21 protein-coding genes are annotated in these 23,430 nt (G+C 44.6%); 15 read left to right on the top strand and 6 right to left on the bottom strand.

What is annotated here, in order from left to right; all coding sequences use genetic code 11:
* Nucleotides 1-15: 15 nt before the first annotated feature.
* Nucleotides 16-399: a hypothetical protein gene (locus tag MYF79_RS13665; protein WP_247814486.1), complete on the top strand. Its 384-nt coding sequence runs from the start codon at nt 16-18 to the stop codon at nt 397-399.
* A 35-nt stretch (nt 400-434) separates the two neighbouring features.
* Nucleotides 435-956 (top strand): hypothetical protein, encoded by a 522-nt coding sequence (locus tag MYF79_RS13660; protein WP_247814484.1) that lies wholly within the window; start codon nt 435-437, stop codon nt 954-956.
* Nucleotides 957-1,116: 160 nt separating this feature from the next.
* Here MYF79_RS13660 and MYF79_RS13655 read toward each other — a convergent pair whose 3' ends face one another.
* A complete protein-coding gene (locus tag MYF79_RS13655) occupies nt 1,117-2,670 on the bottom strand; it encodes a family 43 glycosylhydrolase (protein WP_247814483.1) in 1,554 nt (517 codons plus the stop codon).
* Nucleotides 2,671-2,845: 175 nt separating this feature from the next.
* Here MYF79_RS13655 and MYF79_RS13650 point away from each other — a divergent pair, with 175 nt between their 5' ends.
* On the top strand, nt 2,846-6,031 hold the full coding sequence (locus MYF79_RS13650) for a two-component regulator propeller domain-containing protein (RefSeq protein ID WP_247814481.1): 3,186 nt from the start codon (nt 2,846-2,848) through the stop codon (nt 6,029-6,031).
* 1 nt (nt 6,032) lies between these two features.
* Complete coding sequence (locus tag MYF79_RS13645) at nt 6,033-6,797, top strand: response regulator (RefSeq protein WP_247814479.1); 765 nt, start codon at nt 6,033-6,035, stop codon at nt 6,795-6,797.
* A 17-nt stretch (nt 6,798-6,814) separates the two neighbouring features.
* Here MYF79_RS13645 and MYF79_RS13640 read toward each other — a convergent pair whose 3' ends face one another.
* The 3 genes from MYF79_RS13640 to MYF79_RS13630 all read right to left on the bottom strand — a co-directional run bounded on the left by MYF79_RS13640 (nt 6,815) and on the right by MYF79_RS13630 (nt 13,447).
* Nucleotides 6,815-8,725, bottom strand: a complete 1,911-nt coding sequence (locus MYF79_RS13640) for a RagB/SusD family nutrient uptake outer membrane protein (RefSeq protein ID WP_247814477.1) — start codon at nt 8,723-8,725, stop codon at nt 6,815-6,817.
* 9 nt (nt 8,726-8,734) lie between these two features.
* Entirely contained in the window at nt 8,735-12,001 is a 3,267-nt protein-coding gene (locus MYF79_RS13635; protein ID WP_247814476.1) for a SusC/RagA family TonB-linked outer membrane protein, read from the bottom strand.
* Nucleotides 12,002-12,343: 342 nt separating this feature from the next.
* Nucleotides 12,344-13,447, bottom strand: a complete 1,104-nt coding sequence (locus tag MYF79_RS13630; protein ID WP_247814475.1) for a glycoside hydrolase family 105 protein — start codon at nt 13,445-13,447, stop codon at nt 12,344-12,346.
* A 194-nt stretch (nt 13,448-13,641) separates the two neighbouring features.
* Between MYF79_RS13630 and MYF79_RS13625 the strand changes: the two genes are divergently transcribed.
* The 11 genes from MYF79_RS13625 (at nt 13,642) to MYF79_RS13575 (ending at nt 22,246) form a co-directional block, all read left to right on the top strand.
* Nucleotides 13,642-14,571 (top strand): helix-turn-helix domain-containing protein, encoded by a 930-nt coding sequence (locus tag MYF79_RS13625; RefSeq protein WP_247814473.1) that lies wholly within the window; start codon nt 13,642-13,644, stop codon nt 14,569-14,571.
* A 91-nt stretch (nt 14,572-14,662) separates the two neighbouring features.
* On the top strand, nt 14,663-15,439 hold the full coding sequence (locus tag MYF79_RS13620; protein WP_247814471.1) for an SDR family oxidoreductase: 777 nt from the start codon (nt 14,663-14,665) through the stop codon (nt 15,437-15,439).
* Nucleotides 15,440-15,485: 46 nt separating this feature from the next.
* On the top strand, nt 15,486-16,814 hold the full coding sequence (locus MYF79_RS13615; protein WP_247814469.1) for an MFS transporter: 1,329 nt from the start codon (nt 15,486-15,488) through the stop codon (nt 16,812-16,814).
* A gap of 176 nt (nt 16,815-16,990) precedes the next feature.
* A complete protein-coding gene (locus tag MYF79_RS13610) occupies nt 16,991-18,034 on the top strand; it encodes a hypothetical protein (RefSeq protein WP_247814468.1) in 1,044 nt (347 codons plus the stop codon).
* A gap of 192 nt (nt 18,035-18,226) precedes the next feature.
* Nucleotides 18,227-19,009: an SDR family oxidoreductase gene (locus MYF79_RS13605; RefSeq protein WP_247814466.1), complete on the top strand. Its 783-nt coding sequence runs from the start codon at nt 18,227-18,229 to the stop codon at nt 19,007-19,009.
* 10 nt (nt 19,010-19,019) lie between these two features.
* The gene (locus MYF79_RS13600) at nt 19,020-19,454 is read left to right on the top strand and encodes a DUF2147 domain-containing protein (protein ID WP_247814464.1); all 435 of its coding nucleotides are present in this window, start codon (nt 19,020-19,022) and stop codon (nt 19,452-19,454) included.
* A gap of 17 nt (nt 19,455-19,471) precedes the next feature.
* Nucleotides 19,472-19,669 carry a hypothetical protein gene (locus MYF79_RS13595; RefSeq protein ID WP_247814462.1) on the top strand — a complete coding sequence of 66 codons (198 nt, stop codon included), beginning with the start codon at nt 19,472-19,474 and terminating at the stop codon, nt 19,667-19,669.
* A gap of 3 nt (nt 19,670-19,672) precedes the next feature.
* Nucleotides 19,673-20,029 (top strand): hypothetical protein, encoded by a 357-nt coding sequence (locus MYF79_RS13590; protein ID WP_247814460.1) that lies wholly within the window; start codon nt 19,673-19,675, stop codon nt 20,027-20,029.
* A 181-nt stretch (nt 20,030-20,210) separates the two neighbouring features.
* Complete coding sequence (locus MYF79_RS13585) at nt 20,211-20,780, top strand: Crp/Fnr family transcriptional regulator (protein WP_247814459.1); 570 nt, start codon at nt 20,211-20,213, stop codon at nt 20,778-20,780.
* A gap of 78 nt (nt 20,781-20,858) precedes the next feature.
* Nucleotides 20,859-21,719 (top strand): SDR family oxidoreductase, encoded by an 861-nt coding sequence (locus MYF79_RS13580; RefSeq protein ID WP_247814458.1) that lies wholly within the window; start codon nt 20,859-20,861, stop codon nt 21,717-21,719.
* 215 nt (nt 21,720-21,934) lie between these two features.
* The gene (locus MYF79_RS13575; protein ID WP_247814456.1) at nt 21,935-22,246 is read left to right on the top strand and encodes an enoyl-CoA hydratase/isomerase family protein; all 312 of its coding nucleotides are present in this window, start codon (nt 21,935-21,937) and stop codon (nt 22,244-22,246) included.
* 174 nt (nt 22,247-22,420) lie between these two features.
* Here the strand turns inward: MYF79_RS13575 and MYF79_RS13570 are convergent, their stop codons facing one another.
* Together MYF79_RS13570 and MYF79_RS13565 are read right to left on the bottom strand one after the other, a co-directional pair.
* Nucleotides 22,421-22,774, bottom strand: coding sequence for a hypothetical protein (locus MYF79_RS13570; RefSeq protein WP_247814455.1), 354 nt, complete (start codon nt 22,772-22,774; stop codon nt 22,421-22,423).
* A 63-nt stretch (nt 22,775-22,837) separates the two neighbouring features.
* On the bottom strand, nt 22,838-23,407 hold the full coding sequence (locus MYF79_RS13565) for a hypothetical protein (protein ID WP_247814453.1): 570 nt from the start codon (nt 23,405-23,407) through the stop codon (nt 22,838-22,840).
* Nucleotides 23,408-23,430 lie beyond the last annotated feature (23 nt).

Here is a 23,430-nt window from a genome sequence, read left to right as displayed (position 1 = left end):
TGTGTAAATTCGGTTATGAATACTAATTTCCTCTGTTACCTATTGTTACCACTGGTTGTTGCCTGCAAAAAACAAAGTACTGTAGCTGCATCAAATTTGCCCGAACCAGATACAACTATTATAGTCAACGCTTATCCGCTTGTAACTGTAGCCAATAGCATATCGTTGGACACCGGAACCTTATATAAGCTTAGCCTGGCACAATATGCATCCTTTTTTAAATTTGATCGGAGTGTAAAAAACGGTGACTTATATTATGACGCTATCCTGGAAAGTACTAAACAGTTCAGTCCATTAAAGTTCTTTATATTAAGCAATGGAACAGGACAAATTATTGCAGTTACGAACCCCTCAAAAGCCGAGGTAGATAAGTTTAATAAAGCATGGCATCATAACTGACGATTGACCTTCCCTATTTTTAAAGCAAATTCCGTATGAAAAAGAAACCATTAGCCTATTTTCTTACAAAGAAATTTTATTACGTGCCGTTGATATTACTGGGTACTGCAAATTTTCTAGCAGCGTGTCAGAAAAAATCCCGGCTCTGCGATGATATCGTCAGTGAAGGAACGCCTACACAGGTAGGACTAACGCTGATAGATCGACAAACCGGGGAAAATATTCTTTTGTCAAGAAACGTTGATCCTACAACTATAAAGATTACTTCGGAAACAACAGGTGTCCCTGCAGAACAAGGAATGATTGTAACGCAGTCCGGCGCCCCCCTGTATGGAGCATTGGTATTTAATATTGCGGACACAAAAAAAGGAGCGTTCAAATATAAAATAAGCATTCCCAACGTAGACACGGCTACCCTGTCCTACTCTAACAGGGAAGAAAACACGAACAGTCCATGTAACCCCACGTATATCGTTGTAGGCGATCCCGTAATCGAGGAGCATCAGTTTACACTCACACGAACAGCCGACAGGTTGCTATTCAAAGTATCGCTTTAAGTTTCTTTCTGAAATACACAAACCGGTAACTGACAGGAACATTTTTATCCTGTCAGTTACTGGTTTGTTTTTAAGGGGCAACTTTGAAGCATCAACCGGTTATAAGACGTTCCCTGGCCCCAGGCGGTCATCATAATTGGAGAATAGATCGCAGCTAATCTCAATCCCCTATCGGAATAGGCATATCAACACCCGTCGCTCCGGCCACCCCAAAGTTTGGTGATCCATCCGAATTCCATGTCAGTTTTTGTATTCTTGCCGGTCTGCCGCCGTTTGTAGTTGCGGCTACACTGCGCGCATGATATACAAACCAGTTTTCGGTATGCAACACATTGTTTGCGTCGGTATAACTACTGGTGAAAAAGCCATTGTGTCCTGGTCCATAAACATTGTTAGCATCATTTCTGACAAACACCTGCTTCTTATTTATCCAGTTGGCCGCAACGGTGGGATCACCTCCGTTTGTTAACTGTATTTGCGCCAGGCAATAATTATCGCTCGTGTAACGGCTGGCTGAATATATAATGAAAACCGGGCTGCTGGCATCTTTCTGTAGCATGATGGGACCTTCATTCACGCCAAGCCCTATTGAACTGGGCTCATATTTTTCCCAGGTATTGGTAGGCGATGATATCGCTACCCTGGGACCGCTGATAGTCCAGGGATTAGACATAGGAGCAAGGTAAATGTATTGTTTATACTTGGTGGCCACACTCTCCCAGCCCGACCATATGAAGTAATTTTTAGTGCCAATGGTCAGCACAGAACCGTCAATAGCCCATTGATCAGATGAATCGGATATCTTTCCTTTGAATGTCCATGTTCCGGTTGTAGGGTCAGCATTGGGATTCTCCAACACGAACATACGGTGATTATCATCGCCTCCGGCATCATCAGCAGCGAAATATATATACCACTTGCCTGACAGGAAATGTAATTCAGGCGCCCATATATTAGATGAATACGCTGTACCTGTGGGAGGGGTCCAGACAATGGTCTCAGTCATAGCCGCTAGTAATGATACGGATGGGGTCTTCGTAATGCCTATCTTATTGCCTTTCGTATACAGGAAATAATAATAGCCGTCTCTTTGCGCGATGAAGGGATCAGGGCGACTGGCAGCAATTAAAGGATTTTGAAAATTAAGGTTACGAAATTCAAAGAGATCCTGCGTACCTGTTACGCTACTTTTCTGTCTGATTTTTCTCCCGGGTACAGTATCTTCAGGATCAACAACCATTTTCATACCTGTTTGCTTGTTGGTCAGTGAAAAAACATTGTTACTGCCGGAATAGGCAATGGCCCAGCGTTGTGCATCAGAACCATCATCAGTTCCCTGCTGTAATATATCGCCGGAAGTAGCCGATGGCGACTGAAGGCATTTATTACTGGTAACATTGACCAGCTTATAATAAGTGGCATCGGTCTTTATAAGTCTCCATTTCTGTCCGTTATTGGGAAACCATCCCCATTGCTGAATTTTTGCACCTTCAGCCGTTGAGTTGCCGGTCACTTCAACTACGGGGCCGGCTGGCAATGAAGAGACCCCCCTGATGCGATAGATAGCACTATCCTCCAGTGTTCCCAATGGAGGTGCAACGGCGATAGTTTTAGGGAGGCTCAGCTGGGTAATGCCCTCCGATTGCTTTTTGTTACAACCGGCCGCAAGCAATGCGATGGCAACAATAGTACTGGTAAATAGGTCGTTTTTCATAGAGATTTGTGGGTTAAGTGATTTGATTAGTGCCATTCAAAATAAACGAATGGATGGTACATAATCTGTTCAACTTTTTGTCGATTTGTCCCATCCGAAATGGAAGGCTTTCCGAAATTTTCTCCGAACGGGATAGAATATTTGATCTCATATATTTATATTTGAATCAGGCATTATGAAATTTCCACGTTATAATACTTTGCTGACCTTATTGTTACTGTTCACTATTTCTTCCTGTTTTGGCCAATATTACTTTAAGCATTACCAGGTGGATGACGGACTGGTACACAATGCTGTAAATACTATCATCCAGGATCGCACGGGCTTGATCTGGGTAGGCACCCGTGGTGGTTTGAACCGTTTTGACGGCTACTCTTTCAAGGCCTACAAAAACAATAATGATCAATTCGGTAGCCTGGGGAACGATGTTATTAACTGTATAGCTGAGGATAAAAAAGGAATGATCTGGATAGCAACCGGCAAAGGTCTTTTTAAATACAACCCGTTCACAGAAGTGCTCACTGAGCTCGAAACTGATCCGAAAGATTATACTAACAATCTCGTTATTGATAATGATAATAACCTCTGGTTCCTCATTAAATTCTCCCTCTACAAGTACATTCAGGCAGAGGACAGGCTGGTGAACCTGAAAGTGAAGGCCTCCTGCCTTGCGCTGGATGCAAATATGAATGTATGGATGGGCGACGATGATGGTAACATTCATATTTACGATCCAAATGAAAAGCCTGGTAGCAGGATAAGGATCGTTGAGAAAAGTCTGCCTCCAAATGCACGGTCTATCAGCAAAATATACCCGGCTCCTGATAAGGGGCTATTGATAGGCTGCTTTAAACAGGGATTAAAATGTTACAATACTAAAACCGGTATTGTCAAAACATTGTCTCTGGATGCCGATAAGCATAAAGACATTTTTGTAAGAGACATTGCGGTAGATCACGATGGGCAATACTGGATCGCCACCGAATTAGGGATTTACATTTACAACTTAACCACAGATAAAAGCATCTGCCTTAGAAAAAGAGCCGGCGACCCTTATGCGCTGGCAGACAATGCCGTTTATACTATATGCAGAGACAAGCAGGGAGGTATGTGGGCGGGTACTTTCTTTGGCGGGTTAAATTACTATTCAAAGGTCAATGCGCGGTTTGAAAAATATTATCCATTACCAGGTACCAATTCTATTTCAGGCAATGCGGTCCGGGAAATCTGCGCTGATAGCAGCGGCAACCTGTGGGTCGGCACCGAAGATGCCGGGATCAACAAGCTGGATCTGAAAACAGGCCTATTTACAAGCTATACTGATACAGGGAAAAAAGGGAGTATCTCCTATTCGAATATTCATGGCCTGCTTCCCTGGGGCAAGGAACTATTTATCGGCGCTTTCTTACAGGGGATGGAAATCATGGATATGCGCACCGGCCTGATTACAGATCGTTTCAAACTGATTAGTGACAGCAGGGGCCGGATAAGTGATTTTGTCATTTCATTCCACCGTACACGGAATAATAAACTACTCGTAGGCACCGCTTATCGTAATGCGGGGCTTTTTGAGTATGACAGGCAACACAAGACGTTCAAACGCATAAATGAGATACCATACAACACTTACATCTTCGATATATTTGAAGACTCCAAAGGTAATATCTGGACAGGCAGTGTAAAGGAAGGGGCGTTCTATTATAATCCTGCAAGCGGCCAACATGGCAATATACGTTTCAGCGCTACCACAAAGGGCCATACCATTAATGAATTTCCTGTGTATAAGATCTTTGAAGACAGTGAACATGCTTTATGGTTTGCCACCACCGGCTGCGGATTGATAAAACTGAGCCCTGACCGGAAAAGCAGGAAAAGATATACTACCGCAAACGGACTGCCAAGCAATGTATTGTACAGCATCCTGGAAGACGATTCAAAGCATTTGTGGATCAGTTCGTCTAAAGGCCTTATTTCATTCGACCTGCATTCTGAACAGGTAAAAGTCTACACTAAAGCCAACGGATTGATCACGGACCAGTTCAACTACAACTCAGCATACAAACATAGCAATGGTAAAATGTATTTCGGTTCAGTTAAAGGGATGATAGCCTTTGATCCGGCGCAATTTAACCAGCCAGAGCCCAGTCCCCCTACCTATATTACAGGTTTCCAGATCAACAATATTGAAACGATACCTGGTGGGCATAACAGTCCTCTTTCCAAATCTATTCTATACACAGATACTATTATATTAAACTACGATCAGAATAATTTCAGTATTGAGTTTGCCGCATTGAACTATTCATCACCCGAAGCAACGCGCTATAAATATTTAATGACAGGCATTGATCAGCCCTGGACCTATCTCACGACTAACCGCAAAGCTTATTTTACTGATCTTAGTCACGGTACTTATGAGTTTGTTGTTCACGCTGAAAGCAATACCGGAAGCTGGGAGAGCAAAGAAAGACGCCTGGTCATCAAAATTCTGCCTCCTTTCTGGAAAAGCAGGATCGCTTATATTTTATACCTCTTGCTCTCAGGCACGATTATCATCCTTTCGGCCCGTCTGTATCGCCAGCACCTCGAGCGTAAAAATTTGCGCAAGCTGCAATTGTTTGAACACGAAAAAGAAAAGGAAATATACCAGGCTAAGATCGAATTCTTTACGGGTATTACACATGAAATACAAACCCCACTTACACTTATAGCGGGACCAATTGAATGGTTGCTCAAGAAATACAGCAAAGATCCTGATGTAAAGAATAGCCTCACTATAGCGGAGAGAAACACGCGGCGGCTCACAGAACTGACCAGCCAATTACTGGATTTCAGAAAAACAGAGGTGAATCAGTTCAGCCTTAACTTTGTAAAAACTGATATTGTTGCATTGATAAGTGATCTGCTAACGAGCTTTAGAGAACAAGCGGCCAGGAACAACATTGACCTGGCTATAGTATTACCGGAAAAACAATTTATTGCCTTTGTAGACAGAGAGGCATTCGTTAAAATCTGCAGCAACATCCTGTCAAATGCCGTTAAATACGCAGCTCGCAGCGCCACGATCAACATACACACTGTAAACGATACCGATGAATATTTTACCATCAGGTTTCACAACGATGGTAAAGGCATACCCGATGAATTCAGAGATGAGATCTTTAAGCCCTTTGTAAGGGTGAGAGGTAATAACAAGCCGGGAACCGGTATCGGTCTGTCGCTGGCCAAATCGCTCACTGAGTTGCATAATGGGTCCTTGCGATTGATCAGCGGCGATGCTGACATTGTTATTTTTGAGCTACAATTGCCCATACATCAAAAGTTTGAATTTCAATTAAGCAATTGGAAAAAGATAAAATAGTATGACTGAAAGTATTCTTATTATTGACGATAATGAAGATATCCTGGAGTTCCTGTCTGTAGTTTTAAAAGACTCCTATACCTTGCATCTTGCTGCCGACGGAGAAATTGCACAAAGCATTTTAGACAAAGAGATCATCCACCTCATCATATCTGATATTATGATGCCGGGTATTGACGGGCTTGAGTTGTGCAAGCTCATTAAATCCAATGTGGAATACTGTCATATCCCTGTTATTTTACTAACATCCAGGAACACCCATCAAGCGCACATAGAAGGGCTGGAAGTAGGTGCAGATGCTTATATCCAAAAACCATTCTCTACAGAGTTGCTGCAGATCCAGATTGCCAACCTGCTTACAAACCGCCGTAAAATAAAAGAGCATTTTGCCAGTTCGCCTTTTGAAGATGTAAGGATAATGGCACATTCCAAAACAGATGAAGCCTTTCTGAAGAAACTGGACGAATATATCAGCAACAATATTAAAGACCCTAACATTGATATTGATATGCTTGCCGGGCACATGTTCATGAGCCGCACTACACTGTATCGAAAGATCAAATTCTTATCCTCACTATCTCCAAAAGAACTAATTGACCTTACGCGCCTTAAAAAAGCGGCTACTTTAATTGCCTGCAATGAATTTTCATTGTATGAAATTTCAAAGATGGTGGGTTATAGCTCGCAAAGCCTTTTCAGCCGTAATTTTTCGAAATATTTCAAAATGTCACCGAATGAATATGCGAATTCATTGCCAAGGGAGTAAGCATTTTTTGTTCCTGCTTACTTTTTATCTTCGTCATTTACAGCATCTTCCCATTTCGTCCACATCTCTGTTCCAGGGGTATAACCGTTATAGCCAGGATTCTGGCTTAGTTTCCCATAGAGGTTGGCATCAATAGCTGATTGAGGGATTGGCCAATAGATGTTATGAGGAGCCATTGTATAGGATCTGCCCTTTACGGTCACTTTGTTTTTGTTGTAGTAATTGCTGTAGTGCTGTATGCGCTGATACCAGTAACTGTTGTCAGAAAGGGTTGCTGCATTGTAGGTATTGCCCCATTCATCAGGCTTGCCACTCAGGGCCAGGCTGTAGGATATGCGACTTAACTCCATGTGCCGCCATTCTTCCATCCATAGTTCACGTGCACGTTCATTGACAATATCGCCAATAGTGACAGTCGTGCATAACTGCTGGCATCGCGCTCTTTGTCTTACAACATTCACATCTGCAGTTGCTGCACCTATGTCTCCTTTGTAAAATTCAGCTTCAGCACGAAGGAGATAAGTCTCCGCAAGACGATAGCAATACCAGTCTGCCGCACCTCCCCTGTTATTATTACTTGCAGCATTACCGATATGATCAGGGTCGTTTACAAAGACCTTATAATGCGGCCAATCGAACCAGTTACGGATGGTGTCTGAACACAAAATTTTACTGCCTTCGTAAAGTCGCAGGTTTTTACCGAAATACGCTGCATCGGAAGGATCATTATATTTCAGGGAATCCATTCTTGCCCAGTTCCCCACCCTGCTGTTGTGCCGGAGATCAGCCGTATCATTTATTCCATTCACGTACCAAAGGTCCTGTGTTGCAAACCAGGTAGGCCGGATCATGGCTATACCGCGACCAACAGCTGAATTAAAATCAAGATTAGCCTGGTAGGATTTACTTGATGATGCATAGCATTGCATGAATTTTCCTGCAGGTGAGACCAGGGTAGATATATTCCACATTGGGCCCCAGTTACGCATGCTGCGCATTTTTATGGCAGCATCTGTATTATCACGGTTGGGCATTGCAAGTATGGCTTCTTTATTTGCCAGGATACATTTGTTCACAGGCCGGTGCAGATCCCATATCACGTTCCGGGTAATATGCCAGGTGGCTTCCAGCGGACTTTCGAAGGTGCCAAATGGCGCTGTCATTAATGAATAACCTGAATTATTGATCAATGTATCGGCTTGTGCAATTGCTTTATCCCACTGACCGGTGGCGAGATAGCATTTGATCAGCAGCTGACGGCAGGCGCCTTTATTGATCATTCCTATATAAGCCATACCGGACTGGTCGGGCACCCATTGCACGGCAGCTTCCATATCTTTGGTGATCATTTCCAGGATCGCCTCCCGGCTGGTGCTTTTATAGTTTTGCTTTGGCGTAGATGGAATCTGGGTGATCAGCGGCACATTGTTAAACTGAAAACACAAGGCCAGGTAACGGAATGACCTGTGGAAGTAGGCCCTGCCGATGTATTCATGTTTTGTTGCCTCATTCAGACCGGGTACTTTATCAATAAACGTGGTGATTGTATTGGCATACTTAATGCCATTGTAAGTCTCTCCCCAGAAAAAGCTCATCATGTTCACATCATTCGTGTACATGCCATCTGTAGGTGTAAGGCGCGTAGCCACATCTGCGAAGATGCTTCCATCATCTGTTTTACCGGATACGGCCATGTCTGACAACATATACTCGGTGTTTATTGGTACTGAAATATCCCTTGTTGTAATGTAGCTCCAGTAGCTACGCAAATGTTTATCGCACATCGCGATTGCCGCATCAAGTCCTGATTTGGTAGAGAAGGTTTTTTCCGGCTCATAAAAAGATAACGGATCCGGATCAAGGTATTTCTTACTACAGCCAGCAATGATCGTTAGGAAGAAAATTATTATTATATAGTAATTTTTCATGGGTAAATTTTAGAGGGTCAGGTTTAATCCAATTGTATAGATCCGTGGCGCAATGTCTCCGGTTTCTATATCCCAGTAGTTCCAGTTCTTATCTTTTTTCCAGACAGCCACATTGCGTGCCGTGGCGTATATTTTCAGGTTTTCGATCTTTGCCCGGGAAAGCAGCCTTTGTGGCATTGCAAACCCAATGGTAAGGTTATCCAACCTGATAAAGGACCGATCGAAAAGCCTGTTAGGCGCGGCAACACCGGAAGGACCTCTGGCATCGAGGCGCCCAAAGAAATCACTGGGATTGTTAAGCGTCCAGTATTTTTTTTCATAGGTATTGGCATTATAGGTAACCTGGGAAACACTATTGTCCTGGTTCAGGTAAGCAGTGCTCAGGCTCTTATTGCCCCAGTAAGAATAGATATTGAATGAGAGATTGAAGTTTTTCCAGGTAAAATCATTTCGCAATGACCACATAACCGGTGCTGTTGTCTGACCCAGGAATTCCTTATCTCTGTTATTATACACTGCTGTTGTTGTTCCGTCAGTATTTTTAATATCGTCTGCCGTATAATTATTGGCGACTTTAGGATCGCCAGGCCTTTGGCCATACCTGGCAGCTTCAGCAGCCTCATTCACCTGCCATATTCCTGTGACACGGTAGTTCCAGATGGCACTGATGGATTGACCGATAAACCATCCATTGGATATATCATCGGATTCTTTTGAGGAGACCACATTTCCACTGGCATCTAATACATCTTCGTAGCGGTAATACAGGTGCTTCACAGTGTTTTTATATTTCGAAAACCCAAATGTGGAATTCCAGCTAAAGTTGCGCGTCTTTATATTTTGCATGTTGACGGACATTTCAAAACCTTTGTTCTGTACTTCTCCTAAATTGGTTGTGATGCTGGTAAATCCTGAAAAGTCAGGCAGCGACTGGCTCATGATCATATTTGTTGTGGGCATGAAATAATAATCGAGTGTTGTGCTGATCCTGTTATTCAGGAAGGCGAGGTCTAATCCGGCATTGTATGCGGTGGTCTTTTCCCATTGCAAATGAGGATTAGCCATACGATCGATCCTCAGATAATAGTATTGGGCATAATTGCCGTTGGCATCGACATATCCCTGTGTAGTGGCGCCATTAGCAAGATTGGCCAGTGCGATATAAGGATTAGCAAGTGACCTGTTCCCGTTCTGCCCATAGGACAAACGCAGTTTACCATTGCTCAATGGGTTCCATTTAAAGAAGTTTTCATTCGTAAATGTCCAGGCTATGGCTGTTGAGAAAAAGGTAGCCCGCGGATTAGACGTACCAAATGCAGAGTAGCCGTCACGCCGCACAGAGGCGGTTAACATATACCGATCATCGTATGAGTAAAACACACGTGCAAGCATACCGTCTGCCGTTTCACGAGAATCGTCGGTGTTAAAACTGCTGTTAAGCGGGTCGCCGGTACCCGTTTCATGGAATCCCAGTGCATCACTGGGCAGGATATTCCGTGCATTGATCACATCGCTCCAGTATTGCCTGTTTTCTGCTTCCTGCACCAGGGTGACATTGACAGTATGCTTTTGTGCAATTATCTTTTCCCAGCTGAGGGTATTATTCAAAGACCAGTCAAAACGTTTGCTCCAGTTGCGGTCTACGCCATGATTAATGGCCAGCCAGTCGGGGTGCTCTGATGATTCAAAGTAGCGGTTGTAATACCATTGATACCTGGGAGAAACATTGAAAGCGTATTTGATGTTAAAAGGCAGTTTTACTTTAGCGGAGAAAATTGTATTCAGTACAGTATAGCCTCTTTCAAGTTTCATATACTGCTTATTGAAATCAAAATTATATCCTTTGCTGGCAGTCATTTCATCGCCCATAGGGTGTACCTCCAGGTTTCCATCCTCATCTTTGTAAGCCGCAAAAGGGCTGTTGTTAGTGATCTGTGATCCCCAGTTCACGGCAATATTTCCATCAGACCGGTCCTGGAAATTGACATTGGCACTGATATCCAGCCAGTCAGTCACCTGCCCATTCACTTTCAGGTTGGAGCGTACTGCCCTGTAATTATCACCTGCCACCACTCCCTGATTAGACAACATGCCTGCAGACAAATAGTAATTAATTTTGTCGCTGGCGCCGGATACGCTCAGGTTATAGTCCTGGTTAATGCCGGTACGAAAGCTATGTTTATACCAATCAAAGGATTTATGCTGCAGGTAGTTTTCCAGGGTGGTGAACTGGAGACCTAGACGTTCAGCCCGGATCCGGTCATCGGATGCGCCACTTGTATTTGTTGAATAGGCTCTCCATTGGTCAATAGAGATACCATATTTATTGAGCATTTTATCGGTAGGCATTTCATAATATCCCGGTTTACCTGCGGTAGCGGTTTCGGAGATATATGGTTCATAAACGCCTGTTGCAGGGTTGGTACCATAGGTGCCGGCAGTATACCAGTCCTCGCGGTATTGCATATATTCTTCGGGGCCAAACACCTTTCTGTTGGCAGCCATTTGGGAAAACCCGAGATTGGTTGTCAGGTTAATAACAGGCTTACCTTTTTTGCCCTTCTTTGTGGTGATGATCAATACACCGTTGGCGGATTTCGCGCCATAGATCGCAGCGGCAGAAGCATCTTTAAGGATGTCAATCTGATCGATATCATCGGGATTTATTTCCGACAATTCACCGTAAAAGATCATACCATCCAGTATGAGCAAAGGATCATTATGTCCGCCATCAGTATATACTGAGCGCTGGCCACGAATGCGTATCGTACCTCCTCCTTTTGCAGAGGGATCGAAACCTACGCTTACGCCGGGTGTACCACGGATGATGTCCTGTACTGTTTTAGGATTTTCATCTGCAATTTTATTAGGGCGAATGGAAGATATTGCCCCGGTAAGATCTTTTTTCTTCATGGTACCATAGCCAATCACGACTACATTGTTTAAGTCGTTCGTAGCTTGCTGCAGGATGATGGTAAGAGTTTTTCCAACCGGCACTACCTCTTTGGTGATATAGCTGACGTGCGAGGCTCTCAGCGGAACTCCTTTGCCTGCCTGGATGCTGAAGTTACCGGATGCATCTGAATTTGCGATCACGGTAGTTCCTTTGACTGCGATTGTAACGCCGGCAATTCCATTTCCCAGGGAGTCAGTGACCCGGCCTGTTATCACCTGGTTTTGTGCAGCGACATAAAAGGGAAACAGTAAAAACAATAACACAGGCATTAAATACCTCTTATGCAAAGGAGAGTTTGTTTTTGTATAATTTTGCTCCATAATTATCAGCTAATTTATTATTGGGTTGATTTTGGTCATAGTACCCCAGGAGCCATCTGTTGATGGTTCATCATTCGTGAAATTTTTCTTCAATCTATCAGGAGATAATACTTTAGGCCTTTCATAAGTGGAATATTCATCAGCGCGAACCCTGCAAGTGTTATCTGTTTTTTTCTATTCGTATTTGGTTGATCCCTGATCTCTTTTTTCCGATCTACATGGTTGATATGCTATTGCGAAGTAATCATTCTTTTTCTGTTTGGTTTATTCAACTTTTTGTCGAATCGTTCCAAAGTAAGGTAACCGTTGGTGGGTTTGTCCTGGCCCACCAACGGTATGCAGTTATTTTCCCAGGAGAGCAGCGGCGCACCAGAGGTAAGGGGCTTGTCCATGGAGGTCACCCGCATTGCGGGGCCGGTCATGGTAATATTGTTTATCATTCTTTTTACCGGTACCAATGCAAACCTCTGTTACATTATTGCGTTCATCAATATGGGCAACCATTGCCAGCCATGCTTTCCGGGCCGCGGGCGCATAAACTGCGGCATCTAACCAGCCTTGCTGAACACCTGTTATAAACGCATAGGTAAACATTGCCGTGCCGGATGTTTCAGGCCAGAAATCTGCCTGATCGATCAGCTGGTTCCACATACCATCTGGTCTCTGGTATTCCTTCAGGCTTTTCATCATGGCCAGATAACCTTCCATGATCCGCGGGCGGTCTTTGTGGTCTTCAGGCAGGTCGCGAAGCAGGTCCGGCATGCCTACTGCCATCCAGCCGGCACCTCTTGCCCAGATGTAGGGAACATCAGGGGCATGATAGAAAAGGCCGTTCGGGCGCTGCAATCTATCCAGGTAGAGGACCATTTCTTTTGCCGCCCTGTCAATGTATTTGCGGTCGCCGGTCACTTTATAAGCTTCGTTTTGTACTACGGTGATCATGTACATATCGTCGATCCACAGGCGGGTTTGCCATGAATAGCCCTTGTCTGCCCAGGATTTCTCTTCCGGCTTTGCATTGTCAGGCAATTCCCATTGGGAATCTGCGTAGGCCAGGCCTATTGTTTTATAGCGTTCGTCTTTTGTGATCTGGTAGAGTTTGAGTGCCACACTACCGAACATGTTATAGTCAACATGGTTCTTTGGAGGCAGAAGTGGTTTTTCACGGGTAAAGAAGGGTTCAAATTTGTCCTGCAAGAGTTTGATCAGTTTTTGGTCTTTGGTTTTCAGGGCGTAATCCAAAGCGCCATTCCAGGTACAAACTTCGGCGTAGTGGATGTATTGGCCGGCATAGAGTTCATGCCTGCCGTCAACAAAGTGGTAGGCTAATCGTTTGCCTACATCTTCAGGGGCAGCGCCTTTAGGAAATGTGGTAAAGGAGTTTTGTTGAGCGGAAGCAAATTGAAAAGATAAAATTGTTAATAGGGAAAAAAATATTTTTCGCATAACGTTTTATGAATTTTAGTGATTGTCTATTTCGGATCAGGTGTTCGCCTGTTGCGAAATCACTTTACTGCACTGAGGCATGAGTTATGCGAAGAAATAGAATATTTCTGGTGGGTTTTGTTCAGATTTTTGTCGATTCATGTCAAAAATTGGGGGATAAAATAATTATATTTGATTCTTGCAAATCGATCAATATGGAGATTACCACAATTGAAGGTTTTTATAAAACAGCTTCCAAAAATTTAAATAAAGACATCAGCCAGTTATTGCCGCAGGGGCTTACAAAAGAAGTCGGCCATTTCAATGTATTTGATGTCAGTGAATTGGCAAAGCTGGTGAAAGTTAAGCCCAATATGACCTACAACAGGCGTGCTTATTATAAGATCAACCTGATCGACGGGCGCAACCGGGCGGAATATGCCGATAAGGTAATTGATATCGAAACGCAGGCACTAATGTTTACCACACCTAAGGTGCCTTATAACTGGATTGCAAAAGACATGGACCAGCGTGGCTACTTTTGCCTCTTCAGTGCCGATTTTCTTGCTCAGTCCAAAATTGGTGTTGTACTTGACGAACTGCCTATATTTAAGCCCGGGGGATATCCCTGCTTCCATATCAATGATCAGGAAAAAGAAGAGATCAAAACGATTTTTAAAAAGATGCATAAAGAGATCAATTCCGATTATGCTTATAAGTATGACCTGATACGCAACTACCTGATGGAACTGATCCATTATGGACAAAAGCTGCAGCCTGCTACCGACCTTTACCAGGAGCATAACGCCTCATCTCGTGTCTCCTCATTATTCGCCGAACTTTTAGAGCGCCAGTTCCCTATTGCCTCACCATTTCAGGGACTTAAACTGCGGAAGCCTAAAGACTATGCCGATCAGCTGTCTATCCATGTTAACTATCTGAACCGGGTGCTGAAACAACAGACCGGCCAGACAACCAGGAATCTTATCAGCAACCGGATCATTCAGGAAGCCAAGATACTGCTCAGGCAAACGGAATGGAACGTGTCCGAGATCGCTTTTAGTCTGGGATTTGAAGAGGTCGCTCATTTCTCTAACTTTTTCAAGAAACAGACCGACTGTTCTCCACAGACCTTTAGAAACTAGGAAAAGGTTTCTTTCTTGCAAACATTGTTTTGATTCTTGCAAAGCCCACCTTATTCGTTCTTGCCAACTTTGTTCCATCAAATTAAAGAAGATGGAATTAAGAAAGAACACAATCCTGATCACCGGCGGAACAAGCGGCTTTGGTTTCGAGTTTGCCTCCAGGCTTCTCGAACTCGGCAACACCGTAATTATCACAGGAAGGAACGAACAAAAACTGGAAGAGACGAAACAGCGCCTTCCCGGCATCCACACTATAAAAAGTGACGTTAGCAAGATTGAGGATATTAGCGGTCTGTATAAAGAAGTGACTAAAAAGTTTCCTCAACTGAATATGCTGATTAATAATGCCGGAGAGATGCGGAAGATCTCCCTGCATGATGATCACGATCTATATGACCTTACCCGCGAAATAGAAATCAACCTGATGGGCCCCATCCGTATGGTCCAGGAATTTCTGCCCCACCTGAAAAAACAGCACACCGCTGCCATCATCAATGTAACCTCTGGTATCGCCCTTGGTGCGTTTCCAATTGCCCCTGTCTATAGTGCCAGTAAATCAGGATTACGATCGTTCACGCAATGTCTGCGGGTACAGGTTAGATCCACCGGGGTCAAGGTATTTGAACTGATTGCTCCTGGCTCCACAACCCCCTTGAATGACAGATTCAGGAATGGCGGTACAGTTGATACCAAAATGTTAGTGTCTCCCGAAAAAATAGTAGCTGAAGCTATTAAAGGAATAATAAGTGATACCTATGAGATCTTCCCTGGTCCTGCCAGGATCATGCGTATCCTGAGCAGGCTTGCCCCCAAATTCATGCTTTCGCAAGCCACTAAGATGGGCGAGAAAGCCATGTCTGGTAAATAATCCCCCCTGGTATTAGAAGATTTCTGCTAACAAACAAATTACTGTCATGAAGGATCCAATAACGTCAGTATTGCTGCTGAGCCCTTGGCGCAGAACGGCTTTTATCATCACATTATTTTTGGTCAGCGCTTTCAGCCAGATTGACCGGATATTACCCTTTATCCTGGCTGAGTCCATTAAGAAAGAATTACACCTCAGCGATACACAATTAGGGCTGATCAATGGAATTGCATTCGCAGTGATCTATTCACTGGCATCTCTGCCGCTGGCCCGTTTAGCAGACCGCGGTGCGTCCAGACAGGTTTTGCTCTGGTGCGTATTGATCTGGAGCGTTATGACCGGACTAGGCGGTTTTTCGGTGGGGTTCGTCACGATGGCGCTTTCACGATTTGGTGTAGCACTTGGGGAAGCTGGAGGAACCCCTGCCAGTCATGCGCTGATCGCCGGGAACATTTCCGGGCATCGGCGCGGTCGTGCGCTTGGCATTTATTCAATGGGCATCCCTTTGGGTACGATGATAGGGTTTGGCGTCGGCGGCTGGGCAAGTGATCATATCGGCTGGCGCGTTGCGCTATTTATTGCAGGAGGGGTCGGATTACTATTAGTGATCCTTGTCCTGACGTTTACAGGGAAAATCGCAATTGTTTCAAAGACCAGCAGCGAGAACAGTAATATCTGGTCCGCCGGTCGCGGGCTTCTGTCAAAACCGGCGTTCCTGTGGATGTTCATCGGCGCGAATTTTCTAGGCTTTGCCGCTGCACCATTTTATTCTTTTACCGCTCCATTCCTGATACGGACACACGGCTTGACAGCCAGCCAGGTAGGACTATCGTTCGGCTTGTTACAAGGGCTGATGGGCATTATCGGCACCGTGGGTGGCGGCCGGTTATTTGACAGCGCTTTAAACCGTGGGGCCAACCGTTTACTGCATCCGCCAGCTGTTGTTTTCAGCATTGCTGCAATCGCAACGATCGCAGGGCTCCTGGCGCCCGAAGGCTGGATGTCCATTGCGCTTTTTGTACCTGCTATGCTGGCATTTGCGTTTCTGCTTCCATTTGCCTTTGGTGCAGGTCATCTTATAGCAGGTTCGGGGCAGCAGGCGTTGTCTTCCAGTTTGCTCATGATCGCTTCCGGCTTGTTAGGCCCGGCACTATCGCCGCTACTCGTGGGCATAATCAGTGACACGGTCAGCGCCGCTTATGAAGTAAACGGTTTGCGCTGGGGAATGATGATCGTTCCTATTGCCAGTGTACTAAGCAGCATTGCCATATTCATTGCCAGCAAAAAGATCAGGGAACACCTGTCTGAAAGATCCAGGCAAAATATCCCTACAGATACAGGTAATTACCTTTCATTAAATAACATAAGTCATTGACTATCCAACCTGCGGTCTAGGATAACGGCTGATAAAACAGTATGAACGGGTATTGTTCGGCCTTCGGTCGACACCCATACGTTATGTTGGCCTGACTACCTGCGGCATCGACATCTTCGTCAAGATCAAGCTCAGTCGCAAAAAATAATACTTCCATACAATTAAACTTAGCAATTATGTTCAATCACAATTTTTCGATTTCTGGCGCCCGTAGCTCAATAAGAGCAGCTTCCGGCCATATTCTGCCGCTGGTAGTAGTCATGGGTATTGCAATGCTGCCATTCACCGGTAAGGCACAGCGCCAGGATAGCCTCACCAGAAAGGTAACTGAATATACAGCGGATAAGTTTGCCGAACGCAGGCTATTCAGCATAGACTATAAACAATATGGCAATTATAATTCATCGTCTACCCTTAGAGGGCAAGACCTTCCAGATGGGGAGTTCACCAAATGGTCCCAACTGAGTGCAAGTGCTAATATCAATCTTTTTCAAAACCGTCGATGGTTAGTACAAGCCACTGGTTTTTACCGGTATGTTTCTGCTCAATATAATTTTCCGACGTCCACAACAGAAACATCACAAGCAGTCAGCAGGGATCTTCATTATCATACAGAAGGCCTGAACCTTACCTATTTCTCTAAACTCTTTGGGAAGACCGCCATCTATAGCGGTAGTATCAATATAGATTGGAGTGAACGTTCACTGGAAAGGGTTCGCGGGGTGTTTACCGGCGCTATTGTGCTTAAAGCGAACAACAGAACGAAAATCAATGTCGGTATTTTGTACAGCACCGATCCTGGTATGTTCATCCGTGTAATTCCTACATTGCTTTACGAGCATAAGTTCAATGAAAGCCTAATTGCGGATGTCTTTCTGCCACGGTATGCCTACCTGCGAAAAAAATTGTTTAGCAAGGGCAGGCTTTCCGCAGGTTGGGAACTGGACCCGCAAACTACCTTCTTTCTGAACGACCTTGACGAAAACGGCACAACCTATCAGTATCGCCAGGTCGACGTGAACCCTGGGTTGCTTTATGAGCATATTTTACCGGGAAGCATCATCCTGTCCTTGCGGGCCGGCGTGCGTATAAATCCTTATGCACGGACGTTTGAAAAAGACCGTTCTTTCACCGATTACACCTGGGAAGGCAGCGCTGATGCGGCACCTTACGTCAACATCGGACTTTCTTTTAGTCCCTTTGCGAAGCCAAAGAAGTAGAGGTTTAGAAAATTTTGTTCCTGCTAACATTGCATCTGCAAAGCAAATGGTGTTTACGATCTTAAGTAAAGTTATAAACTGCTTACTTGTCATAAAAACCGACAATATTCCTTTTTACTACAACCTGGCGACTTTTGGATACATCTGCTCATCGGCATCAGGTGACCTTTGCTTCAACAATAGTGAGAAAATATGGATTTAAAGAACAACACCATCCTGATCACAGGAGGAACCAGCGGTATAGGGCTGGAACTCGTCAGGCAACTTACCGAACAGGGATCAACGATTATCGTTACAGGTCGCAAACAAGAAGCCTTAAATGATACGAAAAGGCGTTTCCCCGGGATACACGTCTTTCGGAGCGATGTAAGTGATCCGCAAGATATTGAGCGCCTGTATGAAGAGGTGACAAAACAATATCCTGATCTGAATATAATCATCAACAATGCGGGTGAAATGCGGTTGCTTGACCTTCAGGATGCCAGCAAGGACCTGGAAAACATAACCCGTGAGATTGATATTAATCTCACCGGAACGATCCGGATGGTTCATCAGTTTTTACCGCACCTGACCCAAAAGCGTACGGCAGCAATTGTGAACGTTTCCTCTGCCATTGCTTTCATACCCTACTCCACCGCTCCGGTTTATAGCGCTTCAAAAGCAGGGGTTCATGCTTATTCCCAGGCACTGCGCCTCCAATTGAGCAAAACCAATGTCAAGGTATTCGAACTAGTTCCTCCGGGGGTGAATACCAATCTTCAGAATGATTGGGTATTGCCACCGAATCCAAGCCAAATGATGGATGTGGATAAACTAGTGAGTGTAGCCATCAAAGGACTTTTGAACGACACGCCTGAGATTAAGCCGTTCCTGGTGAATGTGATAAAATTCTTAAGCAGGCTGATGCCTAAGCAATTAATGAAATTAGGGCACAGGGAATTTGAAAAATTCAGAAAACTTAATATTCAACAATAAATAACCGGCTATGAAAAAAACAATTTTAGCATTGTTTACGCTGCTCTTATCACTGGCATCTTCCGCGCAGAAACTACCTGCAGACCAAATTACAGGAGTATGGCAATGTGATGATTACAAGATCGAGGTGTTCAAAGCAGGCAACACCTACTCGGCCAAACTCTTATGGTCGAAAGACATGTTCGAAGCAGATGGAAAAACGTCAAAGAAGGACCTTAAAAATCCTGATGAAAAGCTCCGGAGCAGATCCGTGCAAGGCATTACGCATATTACCGATCTTGTCTACAAGGATGGCGAATACGTGGACGGTAAGCTGTATAGCGTACAGGATGGAAACACCTATAGTTTCAAAGGTAAACTGAAAGGTCCTGAAGAACTTGAAACCCGGGGCTACAAAGGTATACCATTGATGGGCAAATCATTCAACTGGAAAAGAGTGCAGTAAATTATAAAACAATACTCATGAAAGATAATACAGACCATTTGTCAAAGTTTTGGTTCGTCGTTTCCAATGCCGTTCCTCCTATAGGATTCTTCCTGTATTTCAGACACAGAAAGGTATATCCCAATAAGGCGAGAAGAGCTTTAACAAGCGCAATGATCGGCGTGCCGATAGCCATACTCGGAGCTTATATTATGAACAATTTTGTCCTTAATTAAACAATGGTAAAGAATATTAGTTCCGCACTGCTGCTGCTCATTTCGGTAACGCTCAGTTTCAAACATGCCTGGGATACCGTACATTTTAAAAACAATCCGGAGTCCGTTAAGATGATGGAAAGTTTAGGGATCAGCGAAGCGTTCGTTCTATATCTGGCTGCTGTAGCCATAGCTATCGGCATACTTTTGCTCATCCCCTATACATTTTTCCTGGGCAACATGCTAAATGCATTCCTGGTCATCATGATTATGGGGCTGGCGCTGCGGGCGGAAAATTACCGCATCGCGTTGATAGAGATCCCGTTTTTAGCGATGCCATTAATTATGATATGGCTAAAGTATCCCTTTAAATTTAAATAACTTCCAGTATGGCAAACAGCAAACCCTACCGGATCAGTTCCGTAATGGAGATACACCGTTTGATGAGGCTTCCTACGACCAGCGCCTGAAGATCTCACAGCTTTGAGCGCTTGTATCTGCCGTACCTCATTTTTTACCATATGATAACTGAATGCTCCGCGCTCTGTATTATCTTTAAGTGATGGAAGCGCTTATAAATCTTATCCTCCAATTTGGTGACCTGAACAAACAGCAGATCGAGTTTTTGCTGAGCAAGGTTGAAATGCTCGAATTCAGAAAAGACGACTACCTGTCGGAAGCCGGGAAGGTGCCTCGTTATGTGGCGTTCATATTGGAAGGCGTGTTCCGCTTCTGCTATTATAACAACAAGGGTGAGGAGATCACCAATTATTTTGTGGAAGAAGGCAATTTTGTAGTCGATAATGAAAAGTTCGAATCGCAGATCACGGCGTCCGAATATGTACAGGCCGTTACCGACTGCAAGGTGCTTGTTTTTAACAAAAAGGGTTGGGACGAAATATCCAACACCATTGTGGGCTGGGATATGATGAAGGCCAATATGGTAAAAAAGTGCCTTACGCTGGCCATGGAGCGACGCAGTCCGCTGGTGTCAGAAGATGCCACCACGCGTTATCTGTCGTTCATTAAAGCGTTCCCTAACCTCATCAACCGCATCCCACTTTCGTACGTAGCTTCCTACCTGGGCATTACCCAGCAATCGCTAAGCCGTATACGCCGAAACATCCGTTAGTACGCTTTTTACCAAATGGTAAATGTTTTTTGGTTGCCATTTTCAACATTTGCTTATTCATTTAAACAATTAAAAAAGATGAGCAAAAAGATTGTATTGATAACCGGAACAAATAGTGGTTTTGGCTGGCTTACCGCTCATACCGTGGCCGCCTTAGGGCACCAGGTGTATGCTACAATGCGCGATACCAAGGGTCGTAACGCCGATAAAGCCCATGCCCTTTCAGCCGTGGAGAACGTGAAAGTTTTGGACGTTACGCTGACCGACGACGAGAGCGTCAAGCAGGCCGTTGAAACCATTCTCGCCAAAGAAGGCGCTATTGATGTGCTGGTGAACAACGCTGGTTACGGCATGACTGGTGTGGCTGAAAGCTTTACCACGGCCGATGTGCACACCACTTTTGATATCAATGTTTATGCCCCCTGGCGACTGGTCAAACAAGTGTTGCCCGCAATGCGTAAACAGGCCGAAGGACTGATCATTAACGTGAGCAGTGGCTTTGGGCGGGTATCGTTCCCGTTCGCTACTATTTATGCGGCCTCGAAATTTGCGCTGGAAGGAATAAGTGAGGGCCTGCATTACGAGGTAAAACGTCTAGGCATTGATGTGGCCATTGTGGAGCCGGGTGCTTTCCCCACCGAGATGCAGCAAAAGAATAACCCAGCATCTGATCAGGGTGTGTCTGAAGGATACAGTGCCATTGCCCATATACCCAACAAAATGATAGCAGCGTTGGGCGGAGAGATGCAGGCTAAAAATCCAAACCCGCAGGATGTTGCCGACGCCATTGTAAAACTTATCGACACGCCTAACGGCGCCCGGCCATTACGTACCGTGGTTGACCCCATCACCGGCCAATACATTGAAGCCGCCAACCAGGCCATCGCCGAACAATTTGCCAAAGGATTAACTGTGTTCGGAATGGGTGAATTATTATAAGACAAATACATTTAATGGAAACGAGGATGTCTCAAAAATAAAATCACGCCCTGAGGGTCGCGTAAACGACCACAAGTCTCCGATAGATATCCGAAAAAACAGTGGGTGTATCTTACTTTTGATACACCCACGTTTTTTGTTTGTAGCTTTTATTATTCCACTTTTGCATCTGCTCACCGGCAAGGCAAGGGCATTAGAAATTATATTAAGCGCCAATGACTACGATGCAGAAAACGGCGGCTTTGTACGGCTGGATAAACCGGGCCATTCCTGATGAGCAACTGGACAGCTTTGTTGATAATCTGGCTGCGAGGATTGCCTCATTTGACAAACCTGCTATTGTTGCCATCAAATCTATCATGAACGAACGGGCTACACTTCCCAAAAATGAGCATATCATGGAAACTCAAACGCTCTTCTTTGAGTCCTTGCAGTGGGAAGGTAGCAGACAAAGGGTAAAAGCTTTACTGGGAAAAGGCCTACAGCAACACAGCGACGTTGAGTTGAACCTTGGTAAATACCTTTAAAAAAATGGGCTTCGAAGCAATTCCGCCAACATCAAAAAAATTTCGACAGCAAATTGGGAAAAGAAACAAACACAAAAATTCGTCCCGTTAATAAATACCAAAATGTCAAAGAACTCTAACCATCAAAAACGTCCGGAACTTCCCCGGACGTCTCCTACCCATCGAATACCAACGTCAAAACACCCCAACTCCCATCTCCACATGATCTCCGCGTATATTCCCAGCTCTCACAACAACCTTTCCACCCGGAAAGGCAGGATTCGCAGTGACAGTCCGGTAGCTCCAAACACCACTGCTATTCATCGCAGCCCCTGTTTCAATTTCCATCCCCTCGGCTGATAAGATACTGACCATCACATGATCAACATTTCTTATAATCATATAGATCACGTCGTTGATAGCTCCTCTGTAGTAGTCAGTGATTACCATCCTGATATCCGGAAGCTTGTCAATAGGCTTTCCTTCAGCATGTTGCAGTCGTCTTCCTATGTTTGAACCTGATATTGATAAATGCTTACTAATTTTCATGATAAATAAGTTTTAATGTTAGAAAAAGCGCCCCGGTCAACGACCGGGACACCGTTTACGCATTTAAGGAATTGTGAATGTCTGCTCGGCTTTATTACCAGGCAAATCCGTCGCAGTAACGACCAAACGGTTACCGCTGATTATCGCGTTGGCCGTAGTTACCGTATAAATCCAGAAACGGCTATCATTTGTCTTAATGACAGCATCGCCCTGTTCGAGGATTGTGCCAGCCTGTGAAAAGATGATCACTGTTACAGACCTTGGGGCAATAACGTCTCTTGCCTTGATAGTAATAATGTCACCAAGGGTCCTTTTATAACCACCGACATCTATCCAGCTAATGACCGGCGGACTCATTGCATCTCGCACGGCTACGTTATATGCGGTCTGACCACCTTTTGCGGCTTTCTGATACAGCGCCTTGATTGCAGGATCCTTCATTGCATCCTGAGCAAACAATGACGCCATTACAAATCGCTTGTTAGCCTCCTGCTGGGCATCAGTCGGTGGCTTGGTACTGGGACCGCGTTTAACGGAGACAAACGTTCTGCCCTTCCTGACACGAAAGGTCAATGTATCTCCAACGGTGCCGGATATTCCCTGCCAAAAAATGCTTCTTTTTACATATGCCATATTGATAAGTTTTAGCAATTAAA

This window comes from Chitinophaga filiformis, assembly GCF_023100805.1.
GTDB lineage: Bacteria > Bacteroidota > Bacteroidia > Chitinophagales > Chitinophagaceae > Chitinophaga > Chitinophaga filiformis_B.
This window is presented reverse-complemented; position numbering and strand designations above follow the sequence as displayed.

What these genes read in the sequence shown, in the direction of transcription:
- MYF79_RS13665 (WP_247814486.1), top strand. Translation starts at nt 16, where the DNA reads ATGAATACTAATTTCCTCTGTTACCTATTGTTACCACTGGTTGTTGCC.
- MYF79_RS13660 (WP_247814484.1), top strand. Translation starts at nt 435, where the DNA reads ATGAAAAAGAAACCATTAGCCTATTTTCTTACAAAGAAATTTTATTAC.
- MYF79_RS13655 (WP_247814483.1), bottom strand. Translation starts at nt 2,670, where the DNA reads ATGAAAAACGACCTATTTACCAGTACTATTGTTGCCATCGCATTGCTT.
- MYF79_RS13650 (WP_247814481.1), top strand. Translation starts at nt 2,846, where the DNA reads ATGAAATTTCCACGTTATAATACTTTGCTGACCTTATTGTTACTGTTC.
- MYF79_RS13645 (WP_247814479.1), top strand. Translation starts at nt 6,033, where the DNA reads ATGACTGAAAGTATTCTTATTATTGACGATAATGAAGATATCCTGGAG.
- MYF79_RS13640 (WP_247814477.1), bottom strand. Translation starts at nt 8,725, where the DNA reads ATGAAAAATTACTATATAATAATAATTTTCTTCCTAACGATCATTGCT.
- MYF79_RS13635 (WP_247814476.1), bottom strand. Translation starts at nt 12,001, where the DNA reads ATGGAGCAAAATTATACAAAAACAAACTCTCCTTTGCATAAGAGGTAT.
- MYF79_RS13630 (WP_247814475.1), bottom strand. Translation starts at nt 13,447, where the DNA reads ATGCGAAAAATATTTTTTTCCCTATTAACAATTTTATCTTTTCAATTT.
- MYF79_RS13625 (WP_247814473.1), top strand. Translation starts at nt 13,642, where the DNA reads ATGGAGATTACCACAATTGAAGGTTTTTATAAAACAGCTTCCAAAAAT.
- MYF79_RS13620 (WP_247814471.1), top strand. Translation starts at nt 14,663, where the DNA reads ATGGAATTAAGAAAGAACACAATCCTGATCACCGGCGGAACAAGCGGC.
- MYF79_RS13615 (WP_247814469.1), top strand. Translation starts at nt 15,486, where the DNA reads ATGAAGGATCCAATAACGTCAGTATTGCTGCTGAGCCCTTGGCGCAGA.
- MYF79_RS13610 (WP_247814468.1), top strand. Translation starts at nt 16,991, where the DNA reads ATGTTCAATCACAATTTTTCGATTTCTGGCGCCCGTAGCTCAATAAGA.
- MYF79_RS13605 (WP_247814466.1), top strand. Translation starts at nt 18,227, where the DNA reads ATGGATTTAAAGAACAACACCATCCTGATCACAGGAGGAACCAGCGGT.
- MYF79_RS13600 (WP_247814464.1), top strand. Translation starts at nt 19,020, where the DNA reads ATGAAAAAAACAATTTTAGCATTGTTTACGCTGCTCTTATCACTGGCA.
- MYF79_RS13595 (WP_247814462.1), top strand. Translation starts at nt 19,472, where the DNA reads ATGAAAGATAATACAGACCATTTGTCAAAGTTTTGGTTCGTCGTTTCC.
- MYF79_RS13590 (WP_247814460.1), top strand. Translation starts at nt 19,673, where the DNA reads ATGGTAAAGAATATTAGTTCCGCACTGCTGCTGCTCATTTCGGTAACG.
- MYF79_RS13585 (WP_247814459.1), top strand. Translation starts at nt 20,211, where the DNA reads ATGGAAGCGCTTATAAATCTTATCCTCCAATTTGGTGACCTGAACAAA.
- MYF79_RS13580 (WP_247814458.1), top strand. Translation starts at nt 20,859, where the DNA reads ATGAGCAAAAAGATTGTATTGATAACCGGAACAAATAGTGGTTTTGGC.
- MYF79_RS13575 (WP_247814456.1), top strand. Translation starts at nt 21,935, where the DNA reads ATGACTACGATGCAGAAAACGGCGGCTTTGTACGGCTGGATAAACCGG.
- MYF79_RS13570 (WP_247814455.1), bottom strand. Translation starts at nt 22,774, where the DNA reads ATGAAAATTAGTAAGCATTTATCAATATCAGGTTCAAACATAGGAAGA.
- MYF79_RS13565 (WP_247814453.1), bottom strand. Translation starts at nt 23,407, where the DNA reads ATGGCATATGTAAAAAGAAGCATTTTTTGGCAGGGAATATCCGGCACC.